This window comes from Paenibacillus brevis, assembly GCF_018919145.1.
Classification (GTDB): Bacteria; Bacillota; Bacilli; order Paenibacillales; family Paenibacillaceae; genus Fontibacillus; species Fontibacillus brevis.
This window is the reverse complement of sequence record NZ_JAHLQJ010000020.1, coordinates 1-26,068: the sequence shown is the minus strand read 5'-3', so window position 1 is coordinate 26,068 and position 26,068 is coordinate 1. Positions and strand designations below refer to the sequence as shown.

At 48.6% G+C, this 26,068-nt stretch carries 26 protein-coding genes; 2 read left to right on the top strand and 24 right to left on the bottom strand.

Annotated elements, in window-relative coordinates; genetic code table 11:
* Positions 1-92 precede the first annotated feature (92 nt).
* The 6 genes from KQJ23_RS19375 to KQJ23_RS19355 all read right to left on the bottom strand — a co-directional run bounded on the left by KQJ23_RS19375 (position 93) and on the right by KQJ23_RS19355 (position 3,381).
* Entirely contained in the window at positions 93-662 is a 570-nt protein-coding gene (locus KQJ23_RS19375; RefSeq protein ID WP_216480557.1) for a YdeI/OmpD-associated family protein, read from the bottom strand.
* Positions 663-664: 2 nt separating this feature from the next.
* Positions 665-967: a hypothetical protein gene (locus KQJ23_RS23850; RefSeq protein ID WP_249529921.1), complete on the bottom strand. Its 303-nt coding sequence runs from the start codon at positions 965-967 to the stop codon at positions 665-667.
* A 57-nt stretch (positions 968-1,024) separates the two neighbouring features.
* Positions 1,025-1,147 (bottom strand): hypothetical protein, encoded by a 123-nt coding sequence (locus tag KQJ23_RS24030; protein WP_283571212.1) that lies wholly within the window; start codon positions 1,145-1,147, stop codon positions 1,025-1,027.
* A 47-nt stretch (positions 1,148-1,194) separates the two neighbouring features.
* The gene (locus tag KQJ23_RS19365; protein ID WP_216480556.1) at positions 1,195-2,196 is read right to left on the bottom strand and encodes an NADP-dependent oxidoreductase; all 1,002 of its coding nucleotides are present in this window, start codon (positions 2,194-2,196) and stop codon (positions 1,195-1,197) included.
* Between the two features lie 89 nt (positions 2,197-2,285).
* On the bottom strand, positions 2,286-2,606 hold the full coding sequence (locus KQJ23_RS19360) for an ArsR/SmtB family transcription factor (protein WP_216480555.1): 321 nt from the start codon (positions 2,604-2,606) through the stop codon (positions 2,286-2,288).
* A gap of 88 nt (positions 2,607-2,694) precedes the next feature.
* On the bottom strand, positions 2,695-3,381 hold the full coding sequence (locus KQJ23_RS19355; RefSeq protein WP_216480554.1) for a TetR/AcrR family transcriptional regulator: 687 nt from the start codon (positions 3,379-3,381) through the stop codon (positions 2,695-2,697).
* A 134-nt stretch (positions 3,382-3,515) separates the two neighbouring features.
* Between KQJ23_RS19355 and KQJ23_RS19350 the strand changes: the two genes are divergently transcribed.
* Positions 3,516-4,868: an MATE family efflux transporter gene (locus tag KQJ23_RS19350; RefSeq protein WP_216480553.1), complete on the top strand. Its 1,353-nt coding sequence runs from the start codon at positions 3,516-3,518 to the stop codon at positions 4,866-4,868.
* Positions 4,869-4,891: 23 nt separating this feature from the next.
* Here the strand turns inward: KQJ23_RS19350 and KQJ23_RS19345 are convergent, their stop codons facing one another.
* Positions 4,892-5,593 (bottom strand): aspartate/glutamate racemase family protein, encoded by a 702-nt coding sequence (locus KQJ23_RS19345; RefSeq protein ID WP_216480552.1) that lies wholly within the window; start codon positions 5,591-5,593, stop codon positions 4,892-4,894.
* Between the two features lie 131 nt (positions 5,594-5,724).
* Here KQJ23_RS19345 and KQJ23_RS19340 point away from each other — a divergent pair, with 131 nt between their 5' ends.
* Complete coding sequence (locus tag KQJ23_RS19340; RefSeq protein ID WP_216480551.1) at positions 5,725-6,198, top strand: DinB family protein; 474 nt, start codon at positions 5,725-5,727, stop codon at positions 6,196-6,198.
* A 1-nt stretch (position 6,199) separates the two neighbouring features.
* Here KQJ23_RS19340 and KQJ23_RS19335 read toward each other — a convergent pair whose 3' ends face one another.
* The 17 genes from KQJ23_RS19335 to KQJ23_RS19255 form a co-directional block, all read right to left on the bottom strand.
* On the bottom strand, positions 6,200-7,168 hold the full coding sequence (locus tag KQJ23_RS19335) for a metal-dependent hydrolase (protein WP_216480550.1): 969 nt from the start codon (positions 7,166-7,168) through the stop codon (positions 6,200-6,202).
* Positions 7,169-7,210: 42 nt separating this feature from the next.
* Complete coding sequence (locus KQJ23_RS19330) at positions 7,211-8,539, bottom strand: UDP-glucose dehydrogenase family protein (RefSeq protein WP_216480549.1); 1,329 nt, start codon at positions 8,537-8,539, stop codon at positions 7,211-7,213.
* Complete coding sequence (locus KQJ23_RS19325; RefSeq protein ID WP_216480548.1) at positions 8,536-9,711, bottom strand: glycosyltransferase family 4 protein; 1,176 nt, start codon at positions 9,709-9,711, stop codon at positions 8,536-8,538. The genes KQJ23_RS19330 and KQJ23_RS19325 overlap by 4 nt, the downstream gene beginning before the upstream one ends.
* A gap of 207 nt (positions 9,712-9,918) precedes the next feature.
* Complete coding sequence (locus KQJ23_RS19320; RefSeq protein ID WP_216480547.1) at positions 9,919-11,325, bottom strand: extracellular solute-binding protein; 1,407 nt, start codon at positions 11,323-11,325, stop codon at positions 9,919-9,921.
* 351 nt (positions 11,326-11,676) lie between these two features.
* Positions 11,677-12,522 (bottom strand): carbohydrate ABC transporter permease, encoded by an 846-nt coding sequence (locus tag KQJ23_RS19315; RefSeq protein WP_216480546.1) that lies wholly within the window; start codon positions 12,520-12,522, stop codon positions 11,677-11,679.
* Between the two features lie 15 nt (positions 12,523-12,537).
* Positions 12,538-13,455, bottom strand: coding sequence for a carbohydrate ABC transporter permease (locus KQJ23_RS19310; protein ID WP_216480545.1), 918 nt, complete (start codon positions 13,453-13,455; stop codon positions 12,538-12,540).
* 96 nt (positions 13,456-13,551) lie between these two features.
* Positions 13,552-14,955, bottom strand: coding sequence for an MATE family efflux transporter (locus tag KQJ23_RS19305; RefSeq protein WP_216480544.1), 1,404 nt, complete (start codon positions 14,953-14,955; stop codon positions 13,552-13,554).
* A 19-nt stretch (positions 14,956-14,974) separates the two neighbouring features.
* On the bottom strand, positions 14,975-15,988 hold the full coding sequence (locus KQJ23_RS19300) for a CehA/McbA family metallohydrolase (RefSeq protein ID WP_216480543.1): 1,014 nt from the start codon (positions 15,986-15,988) through the stop codon (positions 14,975-14,977).
* Entirely contained in the window at positions 15,985-16,455 is a 471-nt protein-coding gene (locus tag KQJ23_RS19295) for a hypothetical protein (RefSeq protein WP_216480542.1), read from the bottom strand. Before KQJ23_RS19295 ends, KQJ23_RS19300 begins: the two co-directional genes overlap by 4 nt.
* Before the next feature lie 200 nt (positions 16,456-16,655).
* A complete protein-coding gene (locus KQJ23_RS19290) occupies positions 16,656-17,669 on the bottom strand; it encodes a LacI family DNA-binding transcriptional regulator (protein WP_216480541.1) in 1,014 nt (337 codons plus the stop codon).
* Positions 17,670-17,939: 270 nt separating this feature from the next.
* Positions 17,940-19,292 carry a M24 family metallopeptidase gene (locus KQJ23_RS19285; RefSeq protein ID WP_216480540.1) on the bottom strand — a complete coding sequence of 451 codons (1,353 nt, stop codon included), beginning with the start codon at positions 19,290-19,292 and terminating at the stop codon, positions 17,940-17,942.
* A 45-nt stretch (positions 19,293-19,337) separates the two neighbouring features.
* Positions 19,338-19,880, bottom strand: a complete 543-nt coding sequence (locus KQJ23_RS19280) for a cupin domain-containing protein (protein ID WP_249529920.1) — start codon at positions 19,878-19,880, stop codon at positions 19,338-19,340.
* Complete coding sequence (locus KQJ23_RS19275; RefSeq protein ID WP_216480539.1) at positions 19,870-21,189, bottom strand: ArgE/DapE family deacylase; 1,320 nt, start codon at positions 21,187-21,189, stop codon at positions 19,870-19,872. The genes KQJ23_RS19280 and KQJ23_RS19275 overlap by 11 nt, the downstream gene beginning before the upstream one ends.
* Before the next feature lies 1 nt (position 21,190).
* Positions 21,191-22,021 (bottom strand): ABC transporter permease, encoded by an 831-nt coding sequence (locus KQJ23_RS19270; protein WP_216480538.1) that lies wholly within the window; start codon positions 22,019-22,021, stop codon positions 21,191-21,193.
* Positions 22,022-22,178: 157 nt separating this feature from the next.
* Complete coding sequence (locus tag KQJ23_RS19265; RefSeq protein WP_216480537.1) at positions 22,179-23,675, bottom strand: sugar ABC transporter ATP-binding protein; 1,497 nt, start codon at positions 23,673-23,675, stop codon at positions 22,179-22,181.
* A gap of 74 nt (positions 23,676-23,749) precedes the next feature.
* Complete coding sequence (locus KQJ23_RS19260; RefSeq protein ID WP_216480536.1) at positions 23,750-24,727, bottom strand: sugar ABC transporter substrate-binding protein; 978 nt, start codon at positions 24,725-24,727, stop codon at positions 23,750-23,752.
* A 101-nt stretch (positions 24,728-24,828) separates the two neighbouring features.
* Entirely contained in the window at positions 24,829-25,848 is a 1,020-nt protein-coding gene (locus tag KQJ23_RS19255; protein ID WP_216480535.1) for a LacI family DNA-binding transcriptional regulator, read from the bottom strand.
* Between the last annotated feature and the right edge of the window lie 220 nt (positions 25,849-26,068).

Sequence of the window (26,068 nt, the reverse complement as noted above, 5' to 3'; positions counted from 1 at the left end):
GGATTCGATAAGTAAAGAACGCGGTCGTTGCACGGGCCTGCAACCTAAGGTTGCGAGGCCTAAAATCCCGCTAACATAGGCCCCTGCAAATATTAATAATCGAGCAACCGTCCCTGATCATGCCATTGACCGTACATTTTGTTTTCTCTCGTGCTTGCTATGAATTTCTCCAGCCTGCTCTTAAATAATTCCGGTTGATTCTTGTAGCTTTGGATCGTATCGATCCGAATTCTTGTATAAAGCTCTGGAAATGCCATGAAATGCCGATACACTCGCTCGTCCTCCTGTAATCTTTGCTCTATTGCCTCGTCTATCTGAAATGAACCGGAATCCATATCAGGAAGAACTCTTCTTCCTTCATCCGTCATGAACCCCAGCTTTTCGAGGCGGCGGGCGCGTTCCTTGTTCAGCTCCGTCCATGAACTTTTTTTAGTTCTAGGGGACAGTCTCTGCGCCAGCTCCGCTTCAGAAATTTTCTTCTTGACTCCATCAATCCATCCGAAGCACAAGGCTTCCTCGACTGCGTCCAAATATAACAACCTATCAGGATTAGGCGTCATTCTCACCACAACCCAGCAACATTTAGCTGTCCTGCAATGGTCCTGCAGCCAATTCCTTAGATCCTCTCTTGACCTTGCGGGAATTAAATTTTCGATTTCCATAGCTAGCGTAATGATCCTTTCCAAGACGAATCGATTTCCTTCATCATACCTATTCCGCAAAAGAAAATAAACTGACGCCGGTAGAATCCCGACGCCAGTCTCCCAATACTGGTTACGAAGGAGAGCACGCGCCCCAGTTTTTCAGGGTCATATGATTTCTGGATCATTGCCATATACGGTCCATTGAACAAAGGCGCTGCCGCTCCCATCAAGAAGGACAAGCCGACAAACGCCGCAAACGCACTGCTCCCGATAAGCCCGCACAACACGCAAGTTACTCCGATAACAAACAAGCTTATACTCATGTAGGTGGAGTCCCGCCATTTAGGAAGCAAGCACGTACAACAATCCGCCGCCAAGAATCATTCCAGCCCGAATACTGCCTCAATCAAGCTCGCACTGCAGCCGCCCCGGCCAAAATGAGACAGCGTCATCAAGGGGAACAGCATGGAGAGCGGCATGAACGCCACGCTAAAGACCGCCATAGCGATCGTAATGAAGACAATCGGCGGATTCCCCAGTCAATCGACCATTATTTCATAGATACGATTATTTTACCCTTGGCTCTTCCGCCTTCAAGGTATTCCAAGGCCTGAGGCGCGTCTGCAAATTTAAAGACCTGATCAATAACCGGAATAATATGCTCCTTTTCAATCAATTCCTTAATTTCCTTGAGTTGCGCCCCACTAGGCTTCATAAACAGGAAATGGTAGCTTGTCCGGGTCCGCTTCTCAAGTGCTGTAAGCTTATGGCTGACAATGGACAATAGGGCCGTCTTCAACCACCCCAGCCCCGCATCCTTCCCAAACCGGGCATTCGGAAGTCCGGAAATAGACACGATTTTGCCCCCCGGCTTCAAGACTTGAAATGATTTTTCTAAAGCCTCCCCGCCTAAAGTATCCAAAACGGCATCATATCCTTCAAGCCGCTGCTCAAAGTCATCTTGTCTATAATTGATAATCTGATCGGCACCCAAGGATTTAACCAGATCGTATCCTCGCTCGCTAGCTGTTGTCGCAACATATGCCCCCATCGATTTGGCCAACTGAATTGCAAATGTGCCTACCCCTCCGGAGCCCGCATGGATGAGGATCTTTTGTCCTTTTTGCAACTGAAAAATTTCATGAAATGCTTGATAAACAGTGAGTCCGACCAGGGGGATGGATGCCGCCTCTTCAAAGCTGAGATTACCCGGCTTAAGCGAAAGATCATCCTGATGAACGGCTATATATTCCGCCAAGGTTCCAATCCTGTTTTTGCGAGGTCTTCCGTATACTTCATCACCAGGTTTAAATTGATCCACCTTGTCCCCCACCTGGACAACAACACCGGAAAAGTCGTTACCAAGGATTAAAGGCATCTCATAATTTAAAAGAAGCTTTAGCCCTCCCGCTTTTATTTTGCTATCGATAGGATTTAGACTGGCAGCGTGAATATCTACCAGTACATCTCGTTCACCAAGAACTGGCAGCGGACGCTCTCTTAATACTAGCGGAACGTTCTTCCCGTATTTTTCAATGACCATAGCTTTCATTTATAACACTCCTCTTTATTAAGTTCATAAGTTCAAACATATAAACCAATTAGCTATAAAAAGTTATATTCACTCTGAATCCTTACACATCAAGCGTTGTTACATTGATCTTCAATAGCCGCTATTAAAGCTTTCAGCTGTTCAATCGGCTTGCGGATCGTTAACACATAATGATTCTCCACATTCTTTTTCTCATAATCAACAAAGCCCGCCTGCCTTAACACCTTCAAATGGTGAGAGATGGCCGGTCTGGACAATTGAATATGTTCTGCTATCGTGTTCACATTAAGTCCGGATTTATGTTGGGCGAGCAGCAGAATGATGGCATGACGCTTCTCATCCTTCAAAGCATCAAGTATAGGAATATATTGCTTGAATTGTTGTGCCATTTGCTCAAGCTCTTGGCTCATATCCTTTATCGCTCCCATCATTAGTTCATACGTTTAATCATTTAAACATAATGAGGGGCTGATGTCAAATTAGCAAACGGGGGCAATTTTACTTCTCCTGCTCCTGTATCACCTGTTCAATCCCTAATAGAATCAGTCTCAAGCCAAACTCAAACGCCGCATCCGTTCCCATCAGCTCGTAGATTCCCTTCATGAACATCCTCCGGAATAATCCCGCATCTGCCTCGCCCATAGAGTCCAGCAGTCGAATCATATCCTCCCCCGGAAGCGCCTCTTCACCTTGCTCCTTAACGATCATGGCAACATTGCGCTCATGCTGATACTTGTCCAGTACGAAATAGAAGACGTAGTTCATAAGCGTGGTTACCACTTGCATCTTCTGCTCTTGTTCAAGCGGAGTCGACTCCACGCAGAGCAGCATCCGGTTGGTAAACCGGATAATATCCGGCTCGTGGGGGAGCGTCATCATCATGAGCTGTGTGGAGCAAGGGTAGCGGCTGAGCACATTTTTTACGGTTACTGCAAGCCCCTCCAACTGCTCCTTCCAATCGCCTTCTGAGTGGAACTCCTCCAGAATGATTTTGGACACTTGATTGGCCAAGCGCTGGTAAAGATCCTGCTTGCTCTTGAAGTACCAGTATAAAGAGGGGGCTTGGATTCCAAGCCGGTCCGCCAGTCGCCTCAGGCTAAATTTCTCAAGGCCTTCCTCGCCCAGAAGCTCCCATGAGACCTCCAAAATCTTATCTTCCGAAATTTGAGGTTGCTGCTTTTTCATGGTATCCACCTTTTATCATTTATCTAACAGTGTAAGTTTGTTGTTTACAGGTCTATAGAATCATGATATCATCTAACACTGTAAGATTCAATCTAACACCGTTAGATTACAAATTGGAGAAAGAAGGGATTCCTGTGGATGCAGAAAACCTCCATTACTTTGAAAAAGCACCGATAGCCAAAGCCGTATCTCATTTCGCTGTTCCCATGATGCTGGGGACGTCAATGAGTGTGATCTATTCCATCTTGAACGCCTATTTTCTTGGCACACTCAACAATACAGCCATTTTAACCGCGCTGGCATTAACCTTGCCGTTATTCGCGATCATTATGGCCCTGGGTAATTTGATTGGGATAGGTAGCGGTACATTCATTTCCCGGTTGTTGGGGGAGAAAAATTATGAGGAAGTCAAGCATGTGTCTTCCTTTGCCTTTTATAGCAGCCTCGTTCTTGGTCTTATCGTTATGGCTGTCGGCCTCCCGTTAATTGATTCCATCGTCCGTGGGTTGGGCGCTACGCCTGACTCCTTCGGGTTCACGAAGGACTATGTCACCGTGATGCTTATCGGATCGCCGTTTGTTGTACTGTTCTTTACGCTGGAGAATATCGTTCGTTCAGAAGGGGCTGCCATTACATCCATGGCCGGCATGATTCTCAGCGTGCTCGTGAATATCATTCTCGATGCATTAGTCATTTACGTCTTCCATGGGGGCGTGATCGGTGTGGCCTCCGCTACGGTCATTTCCAATATCCTTGCGAGCGTGTTTTTCGCCTGCCATATCGGCTATAAGAGCAAGTTCTTAACGGTATCTGCAAAATGGTTCAAGGCTAACAAGATCATTCTGAGCAATGTGTTCAAAATAGGGGTTCCCGTCTTTGTCATGAGCGTCTTTTTGGGTGCCATGTCTCTCATCTTAAATCACTATCTTATAGAATACGGGGATCAGGCTACAGCCGCTTACGGGATCTCATCGCGTTTATTGCAGTTTCCCGAATTTATACTGATGGGCTTATGCGAGGGTGTTGTGCCGTTGATTGCCTTCTCTTTCACAGCGAATAAATTGCGTTTGAAGCAAACGATTAGCTTTACAGTTAAAGCCATTATGGTATTAGCCGTGTCGTTCGGGGTCATCGTCTATCTCGTCTCCGACCATTTGATCGGACTGTTTACAACCGATCCGCAGTTGATCGAGATGGGCAGTTATATTCTCCATGTCACTTTCTTATCTTTGTTCATTACGGGAATGACTACGTTGTTCACAGGAATATTCCAGGCCACCGCTCAAGGAACTGCAGCATTAGTTATGTCCGTCATTCAAGGGATTACATTGATACCGGTGCTGTATATGGCTAACCGGATCAGCGGCTTCCATGGAGTTGTGTGGTCACTTGTCATTGCCGATGCCGTCGCGTTCCTTGTTGGAGCGGTTATGCTGTATGCACTGCGAAAAAAAATGCAGCCGGACTTGGAGCTGCTGGCTCATTAAAGACAACAACTCCAGGTCTTATACTAGCGGCCTTCGTCCAAGGCAAAATCAACTGCGGCCTCCGCATGAAGCCGGGTTGTATCGTAGAGAGGAACCGCGCAGAGCTCTTGGGAGACGAGCATGGTTATCTCGGTGCACCCCAGTATTACAGCCTCGGCTCCCTGCCGGCTGAGCTCATTGATGATCCGCAGGTAGGACTGTCTTGATTCATCCTTAACGATGCCAAGGCAGAGCTCCTGATAAATGATGTCATGAATGATCACTCGATCTGCTTCGCTCGGAACTATAACATCCAGTCCGAACTTATCGGTAAGCCTGCCTTTGTAGAAATCCTGTTCCATTGTAAAAGCTGTGCCCAGCAAAGCGACCTTCTTTATTCCATCCTTCACCATCTCTTTAGCTGTTGCATCTGCAATATGGAGGAGCGGAATGGCAACCGACGCTTCCATTTCCTTTGCCATCTTGTGCATCGTATTGGTGCAGACGATGATGAAATCAGCTCCGCCGGATTCCAGCTTGCGTGCAGCATCAATCATGATGTCTGTAGCTTCATCCCACTTGCCCTGATATTGGAGATGCTTGATCTCCTCAAAATCCACCGAATACAGGAAGCATTTAGCGGAATGATGCCCGCCTAGCTTCTCGTTTACGCGCTGGTTTATGATTTGGTAGTAAAGCAGTGACGACTCCCAGCTCATTCCGCCAATTAGGCCTATTGTTTTCATGAAGCGCATCCTTTCAGGGAAAAATTAAGTTCTTCTCAAAACGGATCCTGCCCCCCGTCTCTGAACGGCAGGATTTTCTGAGAATATATCTAATTTTTTAATTATATCAATAAAATTTAAGGAGGAGCTACATGAACAAGCGACACGAGGTCTTATTTGAACAACTTCGCACCTACCGAGGCGAGCTGCTTGGTATGGTGGAGGGGTTATCGGAAGCAGAGGCGGAGAAAATTCCTGAAGGGTTCAACAATAATATCCGATGGAACCTGGGACATGTGTGCCTGGATCAATATTTATGGATTCAGGTCCTTACGAAGGAGGAGCCTCCGATTCCCCCGAGCTTTAACGAGTGGTTTGGATATGGAACCCATCCATCTCACTTTACGGAGGAGACACCCACGATCCACAAGCTGATCGAAATGTTAAAGGAACAGCCGAAGCTTATCCAAGAGAGATATCAGGATCGATTGGAAGAAGAATTTGCTCCCACAGAGATGGGGATGCATACCCTTGAGCAGGTATTCATTCGCACCATTTTCCATGAAGGACTGCATATGGGAGCAATTCAAGCGTTAAAAAGGCGGATCAAGCTCGAAGCGGTATAACTCAGGTAAACGGAGGCTCCCACAGCTTCTTTTTCCACCCGAGCGAGTTGCCGGTCACCTGCAAATGGTCATCCAGGAGGATATCCATGCCGAAAGGAAGCTTCTCGCCATGCCGAAAACGGACATCCCGCAGCTCTACCTTGTAACCGGTCTGAAGCTTCTGGCATGAAATGTGCACGCGATGCGCAAAGGCAAGGAAGCTGCGAACTCCGTCACTGCCCATGACCGCTTGAACGACATCGTTCTGCTCTCCCTTTTGGAATATGGTCTCCTCCTTAAGAAGGGTGCCGCAGATCGAACCGGCGATATAAGTCTGATCGGTTTCGTAAACGTAGCCCCATTTGTGGGGCAGCCACCCGGGAATCAAGAAGGAATAACCGCCGATGCCATAATGCCTTCGAATCGCTTGCAGCATCAGACGGTGAACAATAATACGGTATCCGATAAAGAGAAAGGTTAGAACATATACCAGAGGGAATACCACCTGTGCCTCCAAGACTCCGAACAGCCATAACAACAAAGCTGCTAGATGAAGTCCGAACATGACGGGATCAAAAATCGGAATGGTGTCGGCATGGAACCATTTCCTTGAGATCGGCCGAAAGCATTGTACACCATACGCATTGAAGAAATCGAGAAAGACATGAAACACAACGCCCGCCATGGTCCAAAGAAACAGCAGGAGCATATGATCCCAGGCCTGAAAGAGATACGCAATCAAGGGAGTAAGTAAAGCCGGCCAACCAGCCAGCATGGGCAAGGAATGGCTGAACCCCCGATGATGCAATAAATAGGACTCATAACCTCGTATACGAATGGCACTATCGAAATCAGGAGCATTCGAGCCGATGATCGCCGCCGCAAATAAGCCGTAAACCACGGACGCTTGGTCTCCGATTACTGGATCGGATACGGCCATTGCCAATCCGCCTAATGTCACACCGAGAAGAAGATGGCTTCCGGTATCCATAACAATCACCTCATCATTCAATTTTAGCTCATGATCGTCTATTCAGCCTATTGTTAATGGAACATCGGGTGCTATAGAAGGACGTCCCAGAGACATATAGTGCAAGCCATATCGTTTGCAGCTCTCTGTCATCACCGCGATATCCAACATGTTCCTTGCATCTAAAATGTAAGGCGATCTCATCACCTCCCTCAATCGGCCCCAATCCAAGCGGTTGAACTGATCCCAATCGGTTACAATCACCACGCAATCGCTCCCGTCGGCCGCCTCATACATGTCCATGGCCACATCAACCTGCCGATCCGGCAAGCCAGCGACCACCGGGTCATATGCCCTGATACGCGCGCCCGCTTCTTGCAGCATCGAACAAATCCTGAGCGCAGGAGATTCACGCGTATCATCGGTATTCGGCTTAAAGGCCAACCCGTAGATCGTAATCTGCTTATCCCCCAAAGATCCGAAGACACCTTCCAGCCTTCTGCGAATAACCTGGACTCGTTGCCTGTTGATCGCCTCGGTTGCTTTTAGCAGCTCCATATCCAAATGCTCTTTCGCCGCTAACACCATGAGCGCACGAAGATCCTTGGGGAAGCAAGAGCCGCCATACCCCGCCCCGGCGCGCAGAAACTCGGAGCCGATCCGACGGTCAAGGCCCATTCCTTCCGCAACCGCATCGATCGAAATCCCCAGTGCTTCACATAAGTCCGATATCATGTTGGCATAAGATATTTTCATGGCTAAAAACGCATTGGATGCACATTTAATCAACTCCGCTTCTTTTAGCCCGCATTTAATGACGGGCGATTGAATGGACGCGTAGATCTCTTCCAGCCGTCGATGCGCTTCCGGACGGGAAGCGCCAAACACGATACGATCCGGAGCAAGAAAATCCCGGACAGCAGATCCCTGCCGCAAAAATTCAGGATTATGTGCAACAGCAACGGATTTGGAGTCAGGAAATTGATGACGCAGATAGGATTCGATTTGTTCGCAGGTTCCTGCGGGAACCGTACTTTTAATAATCAAGAGTGTGTCTCCATGCAGCATCGGTGCAATCGAATGTACGACCGACCACAAGGCGGAAAGATCAACTTCACCCGAATCGGATGAAGGGGTGCCGATGGTCAAAAAGACAGCGTCGCTTACAGGCACGGATGCAGAGGCATCTGTCGAGTAATCCAGCAGTCCCTGAAGCTCCACGTCGCGGATCATATCCTCAAGCCCCGGCTCCCAGAGCGGCATGATACCGGATTTTAGCAGCTTGATCTTCTCTTCATTCACATCCACACATACCACTTGATGTCCAAGATAAGCCAACGCTGCTCCCGTGACCAGCCCGACATAACCCGTGCCGATGACTGTAACTCTCAAGCGGATTCCCCCTCTTCCCGCAGCTGCCCGTTTCTTGTTGCTTCCGGATTTTTCCCTGTTTTTATAATCTGCTGGCAGCAGGTGTATATCGGCCCCATGGCTTTTTCCCAAGTACGGGCTTGCGCTTGTTCTCTTGCTTCCGTACCGAACCTTTGCCATTTGTCCGGTTCGTCGAACCAGTTAGACAGTGCTGCAAGAAAGCTCTCTACATTTCCCGCTTGAGCGTGCAAGCCGGTAATTTCATGCTGGACAATCTCGGTTACGCCCCCTCTGTCGGCTACTATAGCAGGAAGGCCGGAGGCAGCCGCCTCCAACACGACGTTGCCGAAGGTTTCCGTAGCGGAAGGAAAAACGAATAAATCAGAGGATGCATACAGGGAAGCCAGCTCTTCCCCGCTTTGATAGCCGGTAAAGGTGACATTCTGCGGGGCCTCCCTGCGGCCTTGCTCCATCATCGGGCCATCGCCGACGACAAGCCAATGCACTTGACTGCTTATGCGTTCCGGCAATCGATGCATTAATTGAAGCAGCACATTCAGGTCCTTCTCCGGAGCCAGTCTGCCAACGTATAGCAGAAGATACTGCTCCTTGATTCCGTAAAGCTCGCGAACAAGGCCGGAACGCTGGGCGGGTGTGAACTTGTTGGAGTCAATCCCCCGCGACCATAGCTCTAGATTACTTAATCCATTGGATTGCAACAGTTGAATCGTCTCCTGTGAAGGGGCGAAAATAGCGCGGCAATGTCGGTGGAACCATTTCATATAGGACCAATACCAGGAATGCGCGAACGGAAACCAGTAAGACTCGAGATACTGATCGAAGTGGGTGTGATACGAAGCAACGATGGGGATTTGGAGCTTTTGAGCGGCAGACATACCAGCGAGGCCTACGCTAAATGGAGTGGCAATATGAACAATATCAGGCTTGAATAGAGAAAGCTCCTGTCGGATACGCAGCAAGTTTGGAATAGCGAATCGATACCCCGGATAAGCCCAAAACGGGATGCTAGCCAGCTGGAACACCAGGTCCTCATAGACAGGCTCCGGTTCCGTCGGAACGAACAGCTTGCATTCATCCCCCCGGATGGATAGGTAATCGGTCCAACGCTTCAAGGTTAGCGCGACGCCATTGACCTGAGGGACAAACGTGTCTGAAAAAACAGCTATCCTCATTTAGCCACTCCCTTTCTCAATACCTATCCCCAAAGTAACACGCCATCATAATCGCTGATTCATCGCAAAGTAATCTCTGTGAAAACTCGGGGCAGAATTTCCTGAGTATGGCGGAAAGATTATCGGAAGCGGGGGCGGGAAATAATACAACTAAAGGACGCCCTGATCGAGCGTCCTTTACATCAGGCTTTTGCCTTCATCATAGCCTTACTGTTGATCGGCTAACCATTTGGTAGCTTCCTCTTGAGCCTTCTTCATTCCTTCGGCCGAGCTTAGCTCACCTAACATTACACGCTCCACATTCTCTGACAGAATGTAGCGCGGTTGACCGGAGCGATATGGATAACGCGGTGTCCATAGCTGGCTCATTGACTTCAGGATAATATCCATCTGTCCAATCTCCTTCACGGAAGACCAATTCTCAGCTGCCTTGATAACCGGCATGCTCTGTGAACGCTGTTCATCCCACATATATTGCTGGAAGAACTCGCTACCGCTGAATTTCAGCCATTCCCAGGCCAGGTCCTTATTACTGCTGGATGCTCCGATGGAGAAAGGACTTCCGGCGAACATACCGCCCATTCCTGTTGTCTGATTCTTAAATAGCAAGGCTGCCTCGTAGCGGTCCTCCAGCCCGAGGTTGGCCAGCGAGTTGATGAAGCCCGGAGTTTGACGCAAGTTGATCGCAATGTTGTTCTTCTCCGTCAAGAAATTTTCGGCGCCTTGTCCAGCCATGGTTCCCTCTGGCGCATACTCGAGTGCTTCTTTCAGCAAATCGGTCGCTTGCACCATAGTCTCGCTATCGAATTCCAGCTTCATGTCCTTCCACAGAAACCCGGTGCCCCACTGTCCGCCCAACGATTCGTTAATATTCATGACCGTATCGGCTGCATCCCCGCCCTTGAAGGTCAGACCATAGTTCTGTTCGCCCGTCTTGGGGTTTTTGCCTGTCATCTTGGAGGCCTTCTCCAACACTTCCTCAATCGTCGGAGATTCGGAAAGGTATTCTACCCCCCAATCATCAAACAGTTGGCGGTCGTACACAATAACACGCGAATCACCGATAAAAGGCAGTCCATAAATCTGCAGGTCCTGATCATTCGGCCCCATGGCCATCCAACCCTCCACCTGTCCAGTCAGATAGCTTCCCATATCAAAGCTGTCCTTATCAATGTAGGGCTGCAACGGCTCCAGCAGTCCTTGCTCGACAAAAGTGGTAATCCCCGGCACTTGATATACATCGGCTGCCCCGGATTGAAGCATCGTTTGCGTCTTCTCGTTATAGTTATCCCAGCCCATAAGAATGAACTCGACTTCGGCTCCAGGATACTGCTTCTCGAACTCATCCTTCAGCACCTTTACGCCCTTGGAGGTTTGGCCGGAGACGGGATCGGTCTTGTCTTCCAGCGAGAAGTCGCCGACAAGCTGCACCTTCAATTTTCCAGTCGGTTTCTCATTCGTCTCCACTGCTGCATTACTGGTACTTTCTGTTGGTGCCGGCTGGTTGTTATTCTTCGCTGCCCCGTTAGAATTACCGTTTGTTCCACATGCGCTCAGAATCATAGTGGACGCCAGCAGCGTTCCTATCAACTTCAAGGTCAATTTATTAAACATGATCAGTTCTCCCAACTCCATTATATTTTTTACGAATTGCCGCTTGCCTGCTTACCAGTCCCGCCTCATTAAATACGTGTTCAAAAAGTCGGGTTTTCAGGATCGAAGCTTATGCTTCCGATGTGCGTTTTTTCAAAACGCTTTAGGTCGGATGAAGCTAGGGACTGAGTAGCGCAGCGTACGTTGGGTACGTGAGCAACTGAAATGTTTCCGCAGGAAACATACTTCGGAAGTATCCGCTTAGGCACGGCTGAATTCAAGATTCGACGCCGAATCCGCTTCATGATCTGCTTCGTCCTGGAAAGACGACTTTTTGAACAACCTCTTTAAGTGACCTCGCAACCTCCGCTATCACTCTCCCTTCAAGCCGCTAAGGGCAATGCTGCGGATAATGTATTTTTGTAAAAATAGAAACACAACCACGATCGGCAGAATACTCATTGCCGCAGTAGCCATCGTTACTCCCACCAACCGGCTGCCATTCTCCGAAGAGAAGCTGGACAGAAATAACGGCACGGTCTTCATGTCCTGATCGTTGATGACAACGAGCGGCCACAGGAAGGAGTTCCAGCTGTCCTGGAAGGCCAGAATCGCCAGCGTTGCTGTGATCGGCCCGGTCAAGGGAGCGAAAATACGGAAGAAGATCGTAAATTCATTAGCCCCATCAATCTTGGCTGATTCACGCAACCCTTCAGGAAGACGGTCAAAATATTGCTTCACCAGCACAATGCCAAGCGCATTAATGATCGCTGGAAATATCAGAGGGTATTTGGTATTAATCATCCCGAGATCATTGAACATACTGAACATCGGAATCAGCCGGGCCTCGAACGGGATCATCATGGTAGCCAGAACGGCAAAGAATAGAAACTTCTTGCCTCTGAATTCCCCTCTGGAAAAGGCATAGCCGGCCAGCAGGGCGGAAGACACACTGAGCAGGACGCTAAACAATGAAATGATGGCCGAATTGGCATAGGTCTTGAACAGGACCCCATTCTCGAATACCAGCTTATAGTTGAATAGGGAGAACTGCTCCGGAATTAGCCGAGGCGGAAACGGAACGGCTATGTTGCTGGTCCTCTCCAGGCTGACGCTGATCATCCAGAGGAAGGGGTACAACATCAGCACACCCAATCCAAGCAGGAGCAGGAACAACAATCCGTTAACCAATCTCCCTTTTCCAGTTACACTCAACATGCTATAGACCCCACCTTATATCTTCATCTTTGTGACTTTGGTATTGATGTAAGTGAAAATCAGAATAAAGAGGAACAGAATATATGACGCTGCAGAGGCCAGGCCATATTCATGACCTCCGAACCCCCTTTCGAAGATAAACCCGACAACCGTGTGCAAGGAGCGTGCCGGGCTTCCCTGCAAGCCGCCAAGCATATAAGCATCCGAGAAACGCTGCAAGCCGCCAATCCAGCCAATGATGAACAGAACCGTCAGACTTCCAACCATATTCGGCAAGGTGATGTACAACCACTGTTTAAAGCCGGAAGCCCCGTCGATAGCGGCCGCCTCATAGTAGTCGCTTGATATTGCCTGCAAGTTGGCCAGATTAATAATGATGACGAAGCCCAGCCAATGCCAGACCGAGAGAATGATTGCACCCCACTTGGCCGAGAGCGGCTGTGACAGCCAGATTACCTTCTCGAAACCCAACAGTTGCGCTGCATAGTTAAGGGGTCCATCCGGATGAAGAAGCGCCAGAAAGACAGTGGCAGCTGCAACAATAGAAGTGACGTTGGGCAGATAGAACAGCACCTTGAAGAAGTTGGAGCCACGACGTAAATTGTTGATCAGGCAAGCAATGATGAAACCGATCGGAATGGCAATCAGAAGCTGAAAGACCGTAATGTAAAGCGTGTTGTACACCGAGTACCAGAAGGTGCCTGACTCCAGTACGCTCGCGTAATTGTCCAGTCCAACGAATCGCTCGTCGGCCCCCTTGGTGAAGCTGAGCCGCAGCGACTCCGCCAGCGGATAGATCATGAACACCGCTATACCAAGCAAGGTGGGCAGAAGAAACAGATACCAGGCAAGCGTAGGCTGCCTCCGGATCCTTTTATTGCGTTTACGCAGGATGCTTTGGTCTAAGACGCCCAGCGGTGTAGCCTTTGACATGTGGTTGGACAAGGGAACCATCCTCCTTGCTGTTCATTTCGAAAATTAATCATTTTAGCGGTTGTTCAAAAAGTCATCTTTCGATCACGAAGGTTTTCAAGTGGTTGATTCGACATTGGGCTGCAATTCCGGACTACTGTATTTGGGTTCGAGAGCGGACAAGCGAATTTGCCGCCACTTCTCTAATTTCCAGCGTCGGAGCATGAAGTAGGCTCTAATCCATTCATCTATAATAAAAGCCAGCCAAATGCCGTATATCCCATAGCCCCATACGATTCCGAACAGATAAGCAGCAGGGACGCTCACTCCCCACATCATGATAAGGCCCAACATAACAGGATATTTCACCTCACCGCTAGCATTCAGCGAAGCAATCATAATGACATTGCAGGCACGGGCTGCTTCTAGCAGGACGGACAGCAGGATCAGGTTGGAAGCCATGTTAATAACATGGCTGTCCGCCGTAAACAAACCCATTAGCGGCTTGGACAACAGATACAGGAGCAGATTGACGGAACAGCTTAAGAATAGCCCAATTCTGAGATGCCGAAGCCCGGTGGTTTTCGCCTGCTCTGATTTTCCGGCTCCGATCAGATGACCAATGATGATCGAGGTCGCTTGGCCGATAGAAACCGATATCAGAAAGATATATCCGGTAAGCGTCTGTGTGTATATCTTGGTGTTGATGGCTGAAGTTCCAAGGAACGTCACGATCATCATAATGACTACCTGGGAAGCAGAATAGGAGAGATTCTCCCCGGCAGAGGGAATACCTAGCTTGAAGATTTCCTTCACATCAGCAAGCCGGAACGAGAAGCCCTTAACCCTGAACAAAGCTTGACCCATCGCACGAATCAACAGCACCACCGCCAACGCCACGCCAATCAGCTTGCTTCCAAAAGTCACCCATGCCACACCCCCGACCCCATACGAGGGCAGGCCAAAGGGTTCAAACAACACCAAATAATTGCCAAGCGTATTGAGAGTAACCATCGTGAAGGATAGCAAAAGCATCCGTTTGACCATGCCATTCATGCGCAGAACCATTTCCGCAGTCATAATAAAAGCCGTGGCAATTGAGGCTAATCCTGTAACCGACAGATACACCGTTCCGTATTGCATTAATTCCTTCGGCAAAGAGATGGTACGCAGGATCGGTTCAGTGAACAGGAACAATACGACGCTGGCTATACCTCCAAGCAGCAGATTCGCTATAATCGCAGTCCGGGCGACACCAGCCGCCTCAGCCCGCTTCCCCGAGCCGTTCAATTGGCTCATAATGATTCCGGCCCCTACGGTAGCGAATCCAAACAGCAAATTGACGGTTGTGAGCAATTGCGAGACCGTACCTACCGCGGCAACGGCAAGACCAGAATATTGGCTAAGCATCAAAGTATCGATGGTGAGGATGACCGTCTGCACGAGTTGGCTCAGAAACAAAGGTCCGGCCAAACCCGGCAAGGTCAAAGGGGCAGGGCTGCTTAGTCTTGGATGCTGCATGGCCCCCTCTTTCTTGCAGTTATTCTTCATTCGGCTGTTCATTTGCGAAATAAACCGCATTGGTGCAGGCTATGGTTGTCAGGATTCCGTTGATTGTGCCGAACAGCCGGGCGCGCAGCCACCGCAATCCTGCAGTTGTCAGGGAAATCGGCAGACCGTCGTACTCGAGGGCCGGTACTTTTGCCAGCTCTCCCAGATTTGAATCTATGATGATCAGGCTGCCTCTCTCCGCTCCCCAAGGTCGCTCGGGCTGTGTTGAACATGTGATCTTTACCGTCAACTCCGCTTCAGGGTGACCCTGCTTGATGGGCAAAGGAACCTCATTTCCAAGCCCGTATTGACCATCTCCCAGGTTGAGACGGATCTCCAAAAGCGGTCCCATGCTCAGGCAAAGCCGTCCCTGCCTGATTGCCGCAATAATATCGGTTAATGAATGCGGCAAGGGTGCATCCGGAAGACCGATATACGTGTAAGCCGCCAGAGGGGCGTCCGGATCCGATCTATGCCAATCCCGGCCGGCTGTAGCGGATATCCGGTACCCTTGGTTCAACAGCTCGGTCCATTGACTGAAAGCCGGTACATTATGATTCTTCATGGAAGGCATCGTCTCATGCCATACCTCCATATAGTCAATCTGATCCCAGTCGCTTACAGTGTAATCCCAATGGCAGCCTGTACAGATCGGACTGCCGAAGCTGTAGGGATGGGCAATGCCTACGATCCCGCCCTGCTCATGAACGCGGGCGATGCCTTTGTGAATGTCATGGGGACCGAGATCCCTCCATTCGCAATAAGGCGCGCCAAGGGTCAGCATGTGTCCGTAGAATGTCGTCCATTCCATGCCGGGAATGATGGTAATGCCTGTCTGTCTGCTAACCGCTTCGGCATCTGCCAGTCCCGATACGGTGTTGTGATCCGTAAGAGCGATCCCTTCAAGTCCAAGCTCTGCGGCTGCCCGGCACATCTCCAGCAAGGAATGTGTTCCGTCACTATGGGGCGTATGGGTATGAAGCTCGAATGGAAGCCATCTCATCTGCCAGTCCCCCTTACCGATAATTCATAACGGCAATCGGGTGTAACAACGCAGTGCACGCTAATCGTGATCTTCCAAATGCCGGAGGGGACGTCCCCGGCGATGAACCCGGGAGAGGTCTTGCTCACATCCGGGCAGATCAAATGCCGTTGCTCTGGGGCATGCCGGTGCGCCGAACCGCGGAAGCCCGAGGGGCTGTCCAGAGATAGGGTCAGCAAATTCTGCAAGGGATAGTAATTCTCCCATTGCTTCTTATACAGCTCCGCCCATGCCGGATCGGAGTAGCTCTCGATAGCTTCTAAAATAAGCGGCTTTGATGCTTCTTTGTCTAAAAAGGGCTTGGGCGCATACCTGAAGTCGATCTCCAGTGATGACAAGGCATCCTCCAAGTGAAATTGGTAAGTAATATGGGTTTTGGAACTAAGCGGAGTAAGCTTTCCCTCCACCGAGATAATATCTTTAGGCATGGGTCTATACCTCTTTCCCGCAGTATTCATCGATATGGTATCGATACCTGAACAACACTAGCATAATCATTGCTTGTTAAATAAACTCCTGATTTTTCGTCGATTTATGTTAAATATAGCGGCTTGATCGGTTCGTATATTGATATAAAGAAAAAGCAGGTCCGTCAACTTGGACGGACCTGATTATAGGGTGATTCATATTATATTCTTCGACAGCTGGCCCGCTCCATGATCCGATGCGGCAGATAAATTTCTTTGCAGCTCGCCTGCCCCCGGTCTTCAATCAAGTTGTGCAGATATTCAAGCGAAGTCCGTCCGAGCTCGCGGGCAGGCTGATGCATGGAGGTAAGCATGGGTCTGACCGCCTTGGCAATCAGACTATCGTCAAATCCCATAATAGATATATCCTCGGGAATGCGGAGTCCATAATCAAGGATGCAGTTCATGGCCCCCACGGCCATATCATCGCTTGCGGCAAAAACAACTGTAGGCCGCGCTTCTGTTCCATGCTCCAGAATCTCCTTCATGCTTAATCGTCCGCTCTCCTGCTTGTAGTTGCCGAATCTGATCCAATCAGGATTAAGCGGAATACCGGATTTGTTCAAGGCGTCCAAATAACCTTGATAGCGGCTTTGGCCTGAAGTCACATCCTCCAGATCCCCGCCCAGGAAGGCAATTCGGCGATGACCAAGGCCAATGAGATATTCAGTGGCATCCGATGCCGCCTGATAGTCATTAATCAGTACGGAGAACCTGTCCGGCAGCGGGGAACGTACGCACGAGAACAGGATGGGCATAGAAGCACCTTCTATAAAAGAAAGAATGCGTTCATCTACCTTTTGATGCATGATGATGATGCCATCTACCCGCATCTCCCGTACAGCATGCAGGTATCTCAATTCCTTATCCAGATTCTCTGCAATATTGCAGACGATCAGATTATAACCATATTCGCTGGCACTTTCCTCGATACTGCTTAATATCGTTGAACAGAAATAATTCGTTAAATCGGGAACAATGACACCAATGGTATTGGTCTTCTGCTTTTTTAAACTGCGGGCAATCTGGCTTGGGGAGTAGTTCAGCTCCTTAATCGCCTGATTCACCTTATCAAGAATATGCTGGCTAATATATTTTTCTCCATTCAGTACTCTGGACACACTAGTAACGGAGACACCCGCTCGTTCGGCTACGTCTTTAATTCTTGCGCCCATCTGTGATCACTCCTTGGCAACAGCAGTACGGATGAAACATACAGAAATTACATTTCATTATACAGACCCTTGCGACTTGAAGTGTAAAGCCTATGTTATTTATTCAGCATTTTTGTAAATTCCAGCAAAATCGGTTCGCCTGATAACTATCTCTTATCTCATCATAAAAAAAGAGGGTGTCTCTCCGTCTTTTTAGGACCTTGAGATACCCTCTTTAGAACAGCTATGCCAATGAACTACAGTACAATAATAAACGATAACGTTGTCTCTTTAAAACGCCTCGCCGACCAAATGTTGAAGGTTGACCGGCAGATCGTTCAGAATCCGAACCTCTTTGCCGTATTTGCCTAATGTTTTCTCAATGACAAGATAGTCAATATCCTTGATTACCGTATCATTCCAGCTGCTTCCATAGCCTTTGATTCCCGTGTCCATCATCATGACCATTCTGTTGGCCAGCGGCTTGTTGAAGTCAAGTGAAAGGGCACCATAAAATTCCTGGCATTCCGTATACCCGGAGTTATGGGTGGTCACATAGCCCTTAAGCTCAGCAAAATCCTTGAAGACAATGCCCGTCTTCTGGCTCATCTCCTCCGCCTTGCTGTTATAATAGTCAATCATGGCCTGTTCATGAGTATTACCGAGCAGGTCTTGTTCAGCAATCTTGCGGAACTGCGCAACTCCTGCGTGGAACGCCCCCTCCAGAAAATCAAACCATACCTTCTGTTCAGCAGGAACCAGCGATGGGTCCTTCACACAGACGACCGATGCCCGCTCTGCCGCACACAAACCATCCCGCTTCGGAGAAACGCCGATATGAACGATATCTCCTTCCTTAATAACATTGTTGGATGCGCGGCCTACCATCGTTTTATTGGAGTCTCCCGCGGTGACCATCACCTTGAATCCCATCTCTTCGGCGCCAAGCTCATGAGCAATCGCGTATCCCCACTGTGCCACCTGGGTCTCATACATCCCCGGGCGCAGAATTCTAAGCATGCCCTCCATCATCACATCACACATTTTACTGCCTTCTTCGATCAGACGCATCTCCCGCTCTGACTTCTCATATTTGATCTCGTGATATTTCTCGGAAATATCCTCAATGTTCTCTTCACCTACATAGTTTCGCAACACATTGTACAGGCTGACTGGGAACACGTACCGGGTGGTAAGCAGCCCGATTTTCTTTGGCTTCCTTCCACAGGCTGCTTCAATAATCTGCTCAGGGCGGACCAAGCCCTCAGGGTAGTGGGGATCGTCAATCTTTAAGATATCCACTTTATTCATCTTTGCCCCTGAACGGCGATAGAATTGCTCTGCTACCGTCCCGCTCTCCAGACCAGCGATAAAATGAAACCCGCTCTCCGTAATAACGCCTGCGATCGGCTCCACGATAATATTGTTATTCCCCCCGAGGTAGGGAACATCGCCACAGTAATGCTCATCTGAGTACACGATGCCGCAGTCAAAACCAGCCGCCTTGACGGCCTGCCATACTTTTTGCTGCCGCTCTGCGAATTCTTCCAAGGGCAGCCGGTAATCTTTATCAAATTTCGGTGCTTTTTCAAGTACCTTAGCAACAATCTCAGCCTGCTTCTTCCATAACGCGCTATTAAACATAGATAAATCCTCCTATAAGTCATACTGTATTTTTAAGAGTGAACGTTACTCCACCACAGGAATTCTCTTAATTTCAGGGTTCGTAAAAATATCGTAATCGTCATAACTTGTTGTACTGAACTCCGTAATAACCGCTCCATCTTCCCCGGCTCTAAACCAATGGAGCGTATCAACAGGGATGGTGTATTGATCTCCCGGGTACAAAATAATTTCATGTTGAACCGTGAAATATTCTTTGCCATTCTCGGGCGGTTGTGCCTGTGGATGATCTATCGCTTCCCCCTCCACAAACAGATGAACCTTGCCGAATCTGCACCTGAAGGTCTCCTCTTTGCCTATATAATTACCGAAAGGGGGATGGCGATGCTCCGGACAAGCTTGACCGGGCAGCATCACGAGCTCCTTCGCGCATACCCGGCTTGTATTGACATACTCCAATAGCTGCAAGCCGTTATTATAGATATCATTAAGCCCAAAATCGGCTACCTCGATCCGATCGCTTTCTTCCTTGGTAACGGCGATGTTTGCTTGGGCTAAGTACCCCAGCACTTGTTCTTTGATTTCTTCGTACTGTTGTTTACTGATCAATTTCAACGCCTCCTGCAATTCCTACCCAATCGATAATAAAGTTGGCTGTTGCTTTGATATGATCTATATATTGCCTAACTTCGAGATATTCGTTAATGGTATGCGCTTGATGAATGCGGCCCGGGCCGAAAATAATGACCGGCATCCGGCCTATATTAGCCAGGTAGACTCCGTCGCATCCTGCCGGAAATCCGGACAAGGTTACTTGGCCAAGTGAGCGTTTGATCGAGTCCAGCGCGGTGGTCACCAAGGGATGATCCAAGTCGGTCTGAAATGCCGAGGTCTCCTGGTACCAATGGATTTGGACAGGATGCTCACGCAGCCATTCGTCACCCTCGCATGCCCTTGTCAGCCAATCCTGCACCTCTTGCTTTACCTGGTTCTTATCAACAATCGACTCTTGCCCCTCGACATCATACTCACGCGGGAAGAATTCCACATCAAACCGTACAGTACACTCGCCTGCTACAATCGACGCGCCATCTCCGCCCATAATCTGGCCCACATTAATCGTGGGATTTGACAATAGCGGGTGTTTCTTGGTGAGCAGCCAGGACTTCTCCAGCTCATACAAAGCACTAATCAGCTTGTACGCCTTATCGATCGCATTAACACCGAATCCCTTCAGGCTGGCGTGAACCGGTCTTCCGACTACCTTGAATTCCGCCAGGAAGGCGCCTCGGTTCGCGGCGTGAACCTCCAGGCCGGTCGGCTCCATAATGATAGCCCCGTCTGCGCGATAGCCCTTCTCCACACAGGCCAATGTACCGTTTCCACCGGCTTCTTCGTCAACAACCGAGGTGAAGATAACATCTCCCGCCAGCTTGATCCCCAGCTCCTGAATTGCCTCAAGCGCCAAGATGGCTGCTCCCAGACCGCCCTTCATATCGGCCGTGCCTCTTCCAAACAAATATCCGTCTCTCTCCGCACAGGAGAATGGCCCGCTTGTCCAAAGACTCTCATTGCCCGTATCTACCACATCGCAATGGCCGTTAATCAAGAGAGACCTTCCGCCTCCGCTCCCTTTGAAAATAGCGACCACATTAGGTCTGTCCGTGTAATCATGATTTGGGTTGAACCCGGGTAAATCCTTGATTCTATCGTTCTCAGGTTCAAATATATCGAGCTCGTCCGCACCTATTTCGGATAGTTTATTGGCAATAAACCTTTGAATATCCCCTTCCTTGCCTGTCAGGCCATCGTTAACGATACGGCTGTCAAAGCCAACTAATTGCTTTAAGAAATCCACATGGTGCTCTTTTTTCTCCGTCAAATATTGATCCAGTTGTTGCCTGATGCTTGCGCCCATCTTATCTACCTCTTTTCTGCTTTTTGCTCTGTGACGCTACAGCAAGAGCCAAGATGATCCCCGTAAAGATCATTTGATAATAAGAGTTGATGTTCATGAGATCCAGTCCGTTGTTCAATACGCTCATAATCAGCGCACCGATCAAGCTTCCGATCACCCCGCCTACGCCCCCGGCTACACTTGCTCCGCCGATGACAACTGCGGCGATGGCATTAAGCTCCATGCCTTGCCCGGCAAGGGGCTGTCCCGAGCCTAGTCTCGATGCCAGAATCAAACCGCTGACAGCAGCCGTGATCCCGCTGACAACGTACACCCAAATCTTGATCTTGTTGACGTTCAACCCCGCAAGTCTCGTTGCTTCCTCATTTCCACCGAGGCCGAATACATAAGCACCGAATTTTGTGTGATTGAGAATGATATGGGCAACAATGTACATAAGCAGCAAAATGATGACCGGAATCGGCACTACCCCGACAAAACCTCTGCCCAACCAGGCAAAGGAATCCGGCAAGCCTGAGACGGGATAGCCCCCGGTGACTGCCAGTGCCAAGCCTTGGGAAACGCTCATTAATGCAAGCGTGGCGATAATAGGCGGCACTTTAAATTTCGATATAATCAAGCCGTTGATGAAGCCCACGCCAATCCCCACACCTAGTCCGGTTAACACACCAATGAACACTCCGCCACCGGAGGATATCATGACCTGGGCGGCCAGGGTTCCTGATATGGAAGCGATAGCCCCAACGGATAAGTCAATCCCGCCTGCAATGATGACGAAGGTCATGCCAATAGCCAAGAGGGCAATAATCGAGGCCTGTCTCATGATGTTCATCAAATTGTATGTCGTAAAGAAATCAGGGCTCGCTATGCTGAATCCAACAATTAATACAAGCAAGCCGACAAAAGCAGCAAATTCACGTTGTTTGGTCAGTTGAAGCCAGGCTGTCTTGGTGGCAGGCTCCAGCTTCTGCTCTTCTTTGCCATCGCGTTTAATGTTGATCTCCTCCTGTTATCAAGTGCATCATTGTGTTCATCGTCACGTTCTCACGGTCGAGCTCACCCGTGATCCGGCCTTTATACATCGTATAAATCCGATCGCTGACTCTCAGGATTTCATCCAGCTCAGAGGAAATGAATATGATCGATTTCCCGCTTTTCACGAGATTATTGATTTCCTGAAATATTTCTTCTTTGGCCGGTACATCAACCCCACGGGTGGGCTCGTCCAGAATCAGAATGTTGCATTCATTGCAAAGCCATTTGGCCAGAACAATTTTCTGCTGATTTCCACCGCTCAGATTGACCACCATGAACTCCGTATCCGGAGTTTTAATCTTCAGACGGGAAATGTAGTCTTTGACCTGCTCCTTCTCCCGCTGCTTTGAAATAAACGGCCCCCGTGAAAATTTCTTGAGCGTAGCAAACGTGGTGTTCCTGCGGACATTCAAATTCATCAGCAAGCCTTGCTCTTTTCTGCTTTCCGGCAGCAGCCCGATCCGGTGTTGAATGGCCTGCCGCGGGCTCGATATCGTTACGGATTTCCCATTGACGATAATTTGGCCTTCCCGAATCGGATCAGCCCCGAACAAGGCACGTACAAGCTCTGTTCTGCCTGCTCCTACCAATCCGGCTAATCCGATCACTTCGCCTTTTCTGACATTCAAATGAATATCCGTGACATTCTCATTGCTTAATCCTTTAATTTCAAGTGCCGTCTCGTCCTGCACATAATATCCGGGCTTTTCCGGCTTCTGCATCGCGTTTCCGATCATCATACTGATGATATTGTCCTTGGTGGCGTCCTTGATATCCATGCCGCCTACCATGGTACCGCTTCGCAAAACCGTAAGCTTGTCGCAAATTTCCAAAATTTCTTCCAGTCTGTGAGAGATATAAATGATGGATACCCCTCTGGATTTCAAATCCTTGATGATTTCAAACAACCTCTCAACCTCGTGGACGGTCAGCGTCGCTGTGGGCTCATCCATGACTAGCACCTCGGCATTAAGAGACAGGGCTTTGGCGATTTCAACCATTTGCTGTGCAGCCGTACTCAGCGAGGATACTCTGGCCGTCACATCTAAATTCAGACCGAATTTGTCAATCAACTTCCGGGCGTCCTCGTAAACCTTTTTCCAATTTACGAATAAACCTGCTCCATAAGTCGGCTCCGATGCGTAAAAGATATTTTTGGCAACATCCAGCTCCGGGAGGAGAGTGAACTCTTGGTAAATGACGCCAATCCCTCTTTTTTTGGCATCGGACGGGTTCTCGAAATACACCTGCTCCCCTTTCAATTCAATGGTGCCTTCTTCGGGCCGATGGGCTCCTGCCAGCACTTTAATCAAGGTTGATTTCCCAGCACCGTTGGCCCCTACCAGAGCGTGAACCTCCCCTTTTCCTAGCTGAAAATTGACGTTTGATAATGCCGTTACTCCAGGGAACTTTTTGGTTACCCCGGTCATTTTGAGCATATGGTCCCTCACCATGGTCACCTCATTTCATCTCGGGAATAGGTTATGCGGCAGCTTAGACAGCCGCATAACCTGCAACACCATAATTACCATGCAAAGAATTGCGCATTATCTTTCGTCAGAAGTTTAACGGGAACATCAATAACGGATGGCGGTGTTTTGCCGTTTAAATAATCAAGCGCGGTATCGATTCCTAACTTGCCCATTTCGGCAGGCTGCTGGGCGACCGAGCCTCCAACGACCTCGCCTTCCATAATTGCTTTGATGGCATCCGGCATACCATCCACACCAATGGAGAACACTTTGAACTCCTTCTTAGAGGACGCTACGATGCTGTCAACGGCTATAGCGCCAAAATCGTTGACTGCAAATATGGCATCAAGGTCTGGAATGGACGTCAGCATATTATCTGCCGCTTCCATAAACTTATCGGTACTGTTCTCAACCACATTTTTCTCGCGAACGATTTCAATGTCGGGGTGCTTGGCCATTTCTTCTTTAAATCCGGCAATCCGATCTGTAAACGAACTGATTGGAGGCCCGCCAAGGATAGCCACTTTGCCTTTTCCGCCCAGTCTTTCAGCCACATAAACTCCTGCTGTGACCCCTGCTGTCTTGTTGTTCGAAGCCACAAGCGACACGACTTCCCCCGATGACGGAGCCACATCCAGTGCGATAATCGGGATATTGGCATTGTTGGCCGCTTCTACTGCGGGAGCGACTGCCGCCGAATCGACTGCATTGAGCAAAATAACGTCAACCTTTTGAGCGATCAGGTTTTCAACCGTCGAAACCTGATCTGCAACTTTAAGCTGTGCATCTGTAACGACAACCTTGACATTTTTTTCAGCTGCTTGTTCTTCCAACCCCCGCTTCATGGCTTCAAAGTAGGGGCTATTGAGCGTCATAAGCGATACCCCAATGACAATTTGCTTTTGCGAATCAGACCCGCCCGTTGCATTGCTGTTCGGATCAGATGCTTTATTCCCGCAAGCAGATAAACTGACAGTAAGAAGTGCGAGGACGACAACGGCTACAAGCGACATGAACTTATTCTTGTGCATTTTGAACTCTCCCTTTTGATTTATTTATAGAAATGAAATCGATACCATTTATACCTATAAAATGACAGCGGTTTCATTAATATATAAAAAAGCGCATTGTACTATACAATGCTTTGATTCTGTTTTCTGGACGATTCTCTCTGTATTAAGCTTACAGGCAGTACGATTTCCTTTGGTGCTTCTTCATTCTTGTTTAAAATGCGGTCCATAAGCACAGTCATGGCGGTCAAGCCGATTTGATAGGTAGGTTGAGCCACAGCGGTGAAGCTTGGTTGAATATATTGCATCCACTCCACATCATCGAAGACGACCAAACCCACATCATCCGGAATCCTCATGCCTAACTTTTTCACCGCTTCAAGAACACCTAGCATAATCATATTGTTGGTTACAAAAATGGAGTCACAGTTCGCCTCCAGCAGTTCCTTGGTGAGTTGATCAGCCATATTGCCAAGAAAGTTGCCATACTTGATCAGGCTTTCATCCTCCGGGATACCTCTATTTTTAAGTGCTTTTTTATAACCCAGAAAACGTTCATAACCGGTGGTAGATTCATTGGAGCCCGCGATGACTCCGATTCTTTTGTAGCCAGAGTCAATAAGATGTTCAACAGCTTCCGCGCTGCCATTAATGTTGTCGACCAAAACGGTGTCGAAGCGGCCCTTGTACTTGTCGTCCGGTCTTCGGTCAACAAATACCGTTGGAAAGCCATTCTCCAGGCGAGTATAGTCATTCATTCCGCCTGTTCCCGCAATGATCAGTCCATCAACATTTTTGCTCAACAGCATGTCCAGACATTTTCTTTCTTTTTCCGGTTGTTCATCAGTGTTGCACAAAACGATATTATAGTTATAATTTTGCGAGACATCTTCAATCCCTCTGACCATACGGGTGAAGAATGGGTTAAGAATATTGGAAATGATAACTCCAATGGTCTTTGTTTCATTAATCCTCAAGCCTCTAGCCAAATCGCTGCGCTTATAGTTGAGTGTCTCAATGGCCTCTTGGACCTTGACCCTCGTCTTGTGACTTACTGAAGCGCTTTCATTCAGGACTCTAGAAACTGTCGTCACTGAAACTTTTGCCAATGCGGCAACATCACTAATATTTGCATTCGCCATCGTTAATTCCCCATTACAATTTGGTATCGATACCATTTCAATTTAGCCTATTTTATTAATACTGTCAACATCATAGCAGAAATTCCTTTCAGGAATTATCTGATAAATAAAAAAAGAGGGGCCCATTGGCCAATGTCATTAAGTTAGGGTAATTTCAAAACCAAGAAGTCAATGAAATTTAAAATGGCACGGGGATAACCCCTGTGCCGTTTGCTTTTGG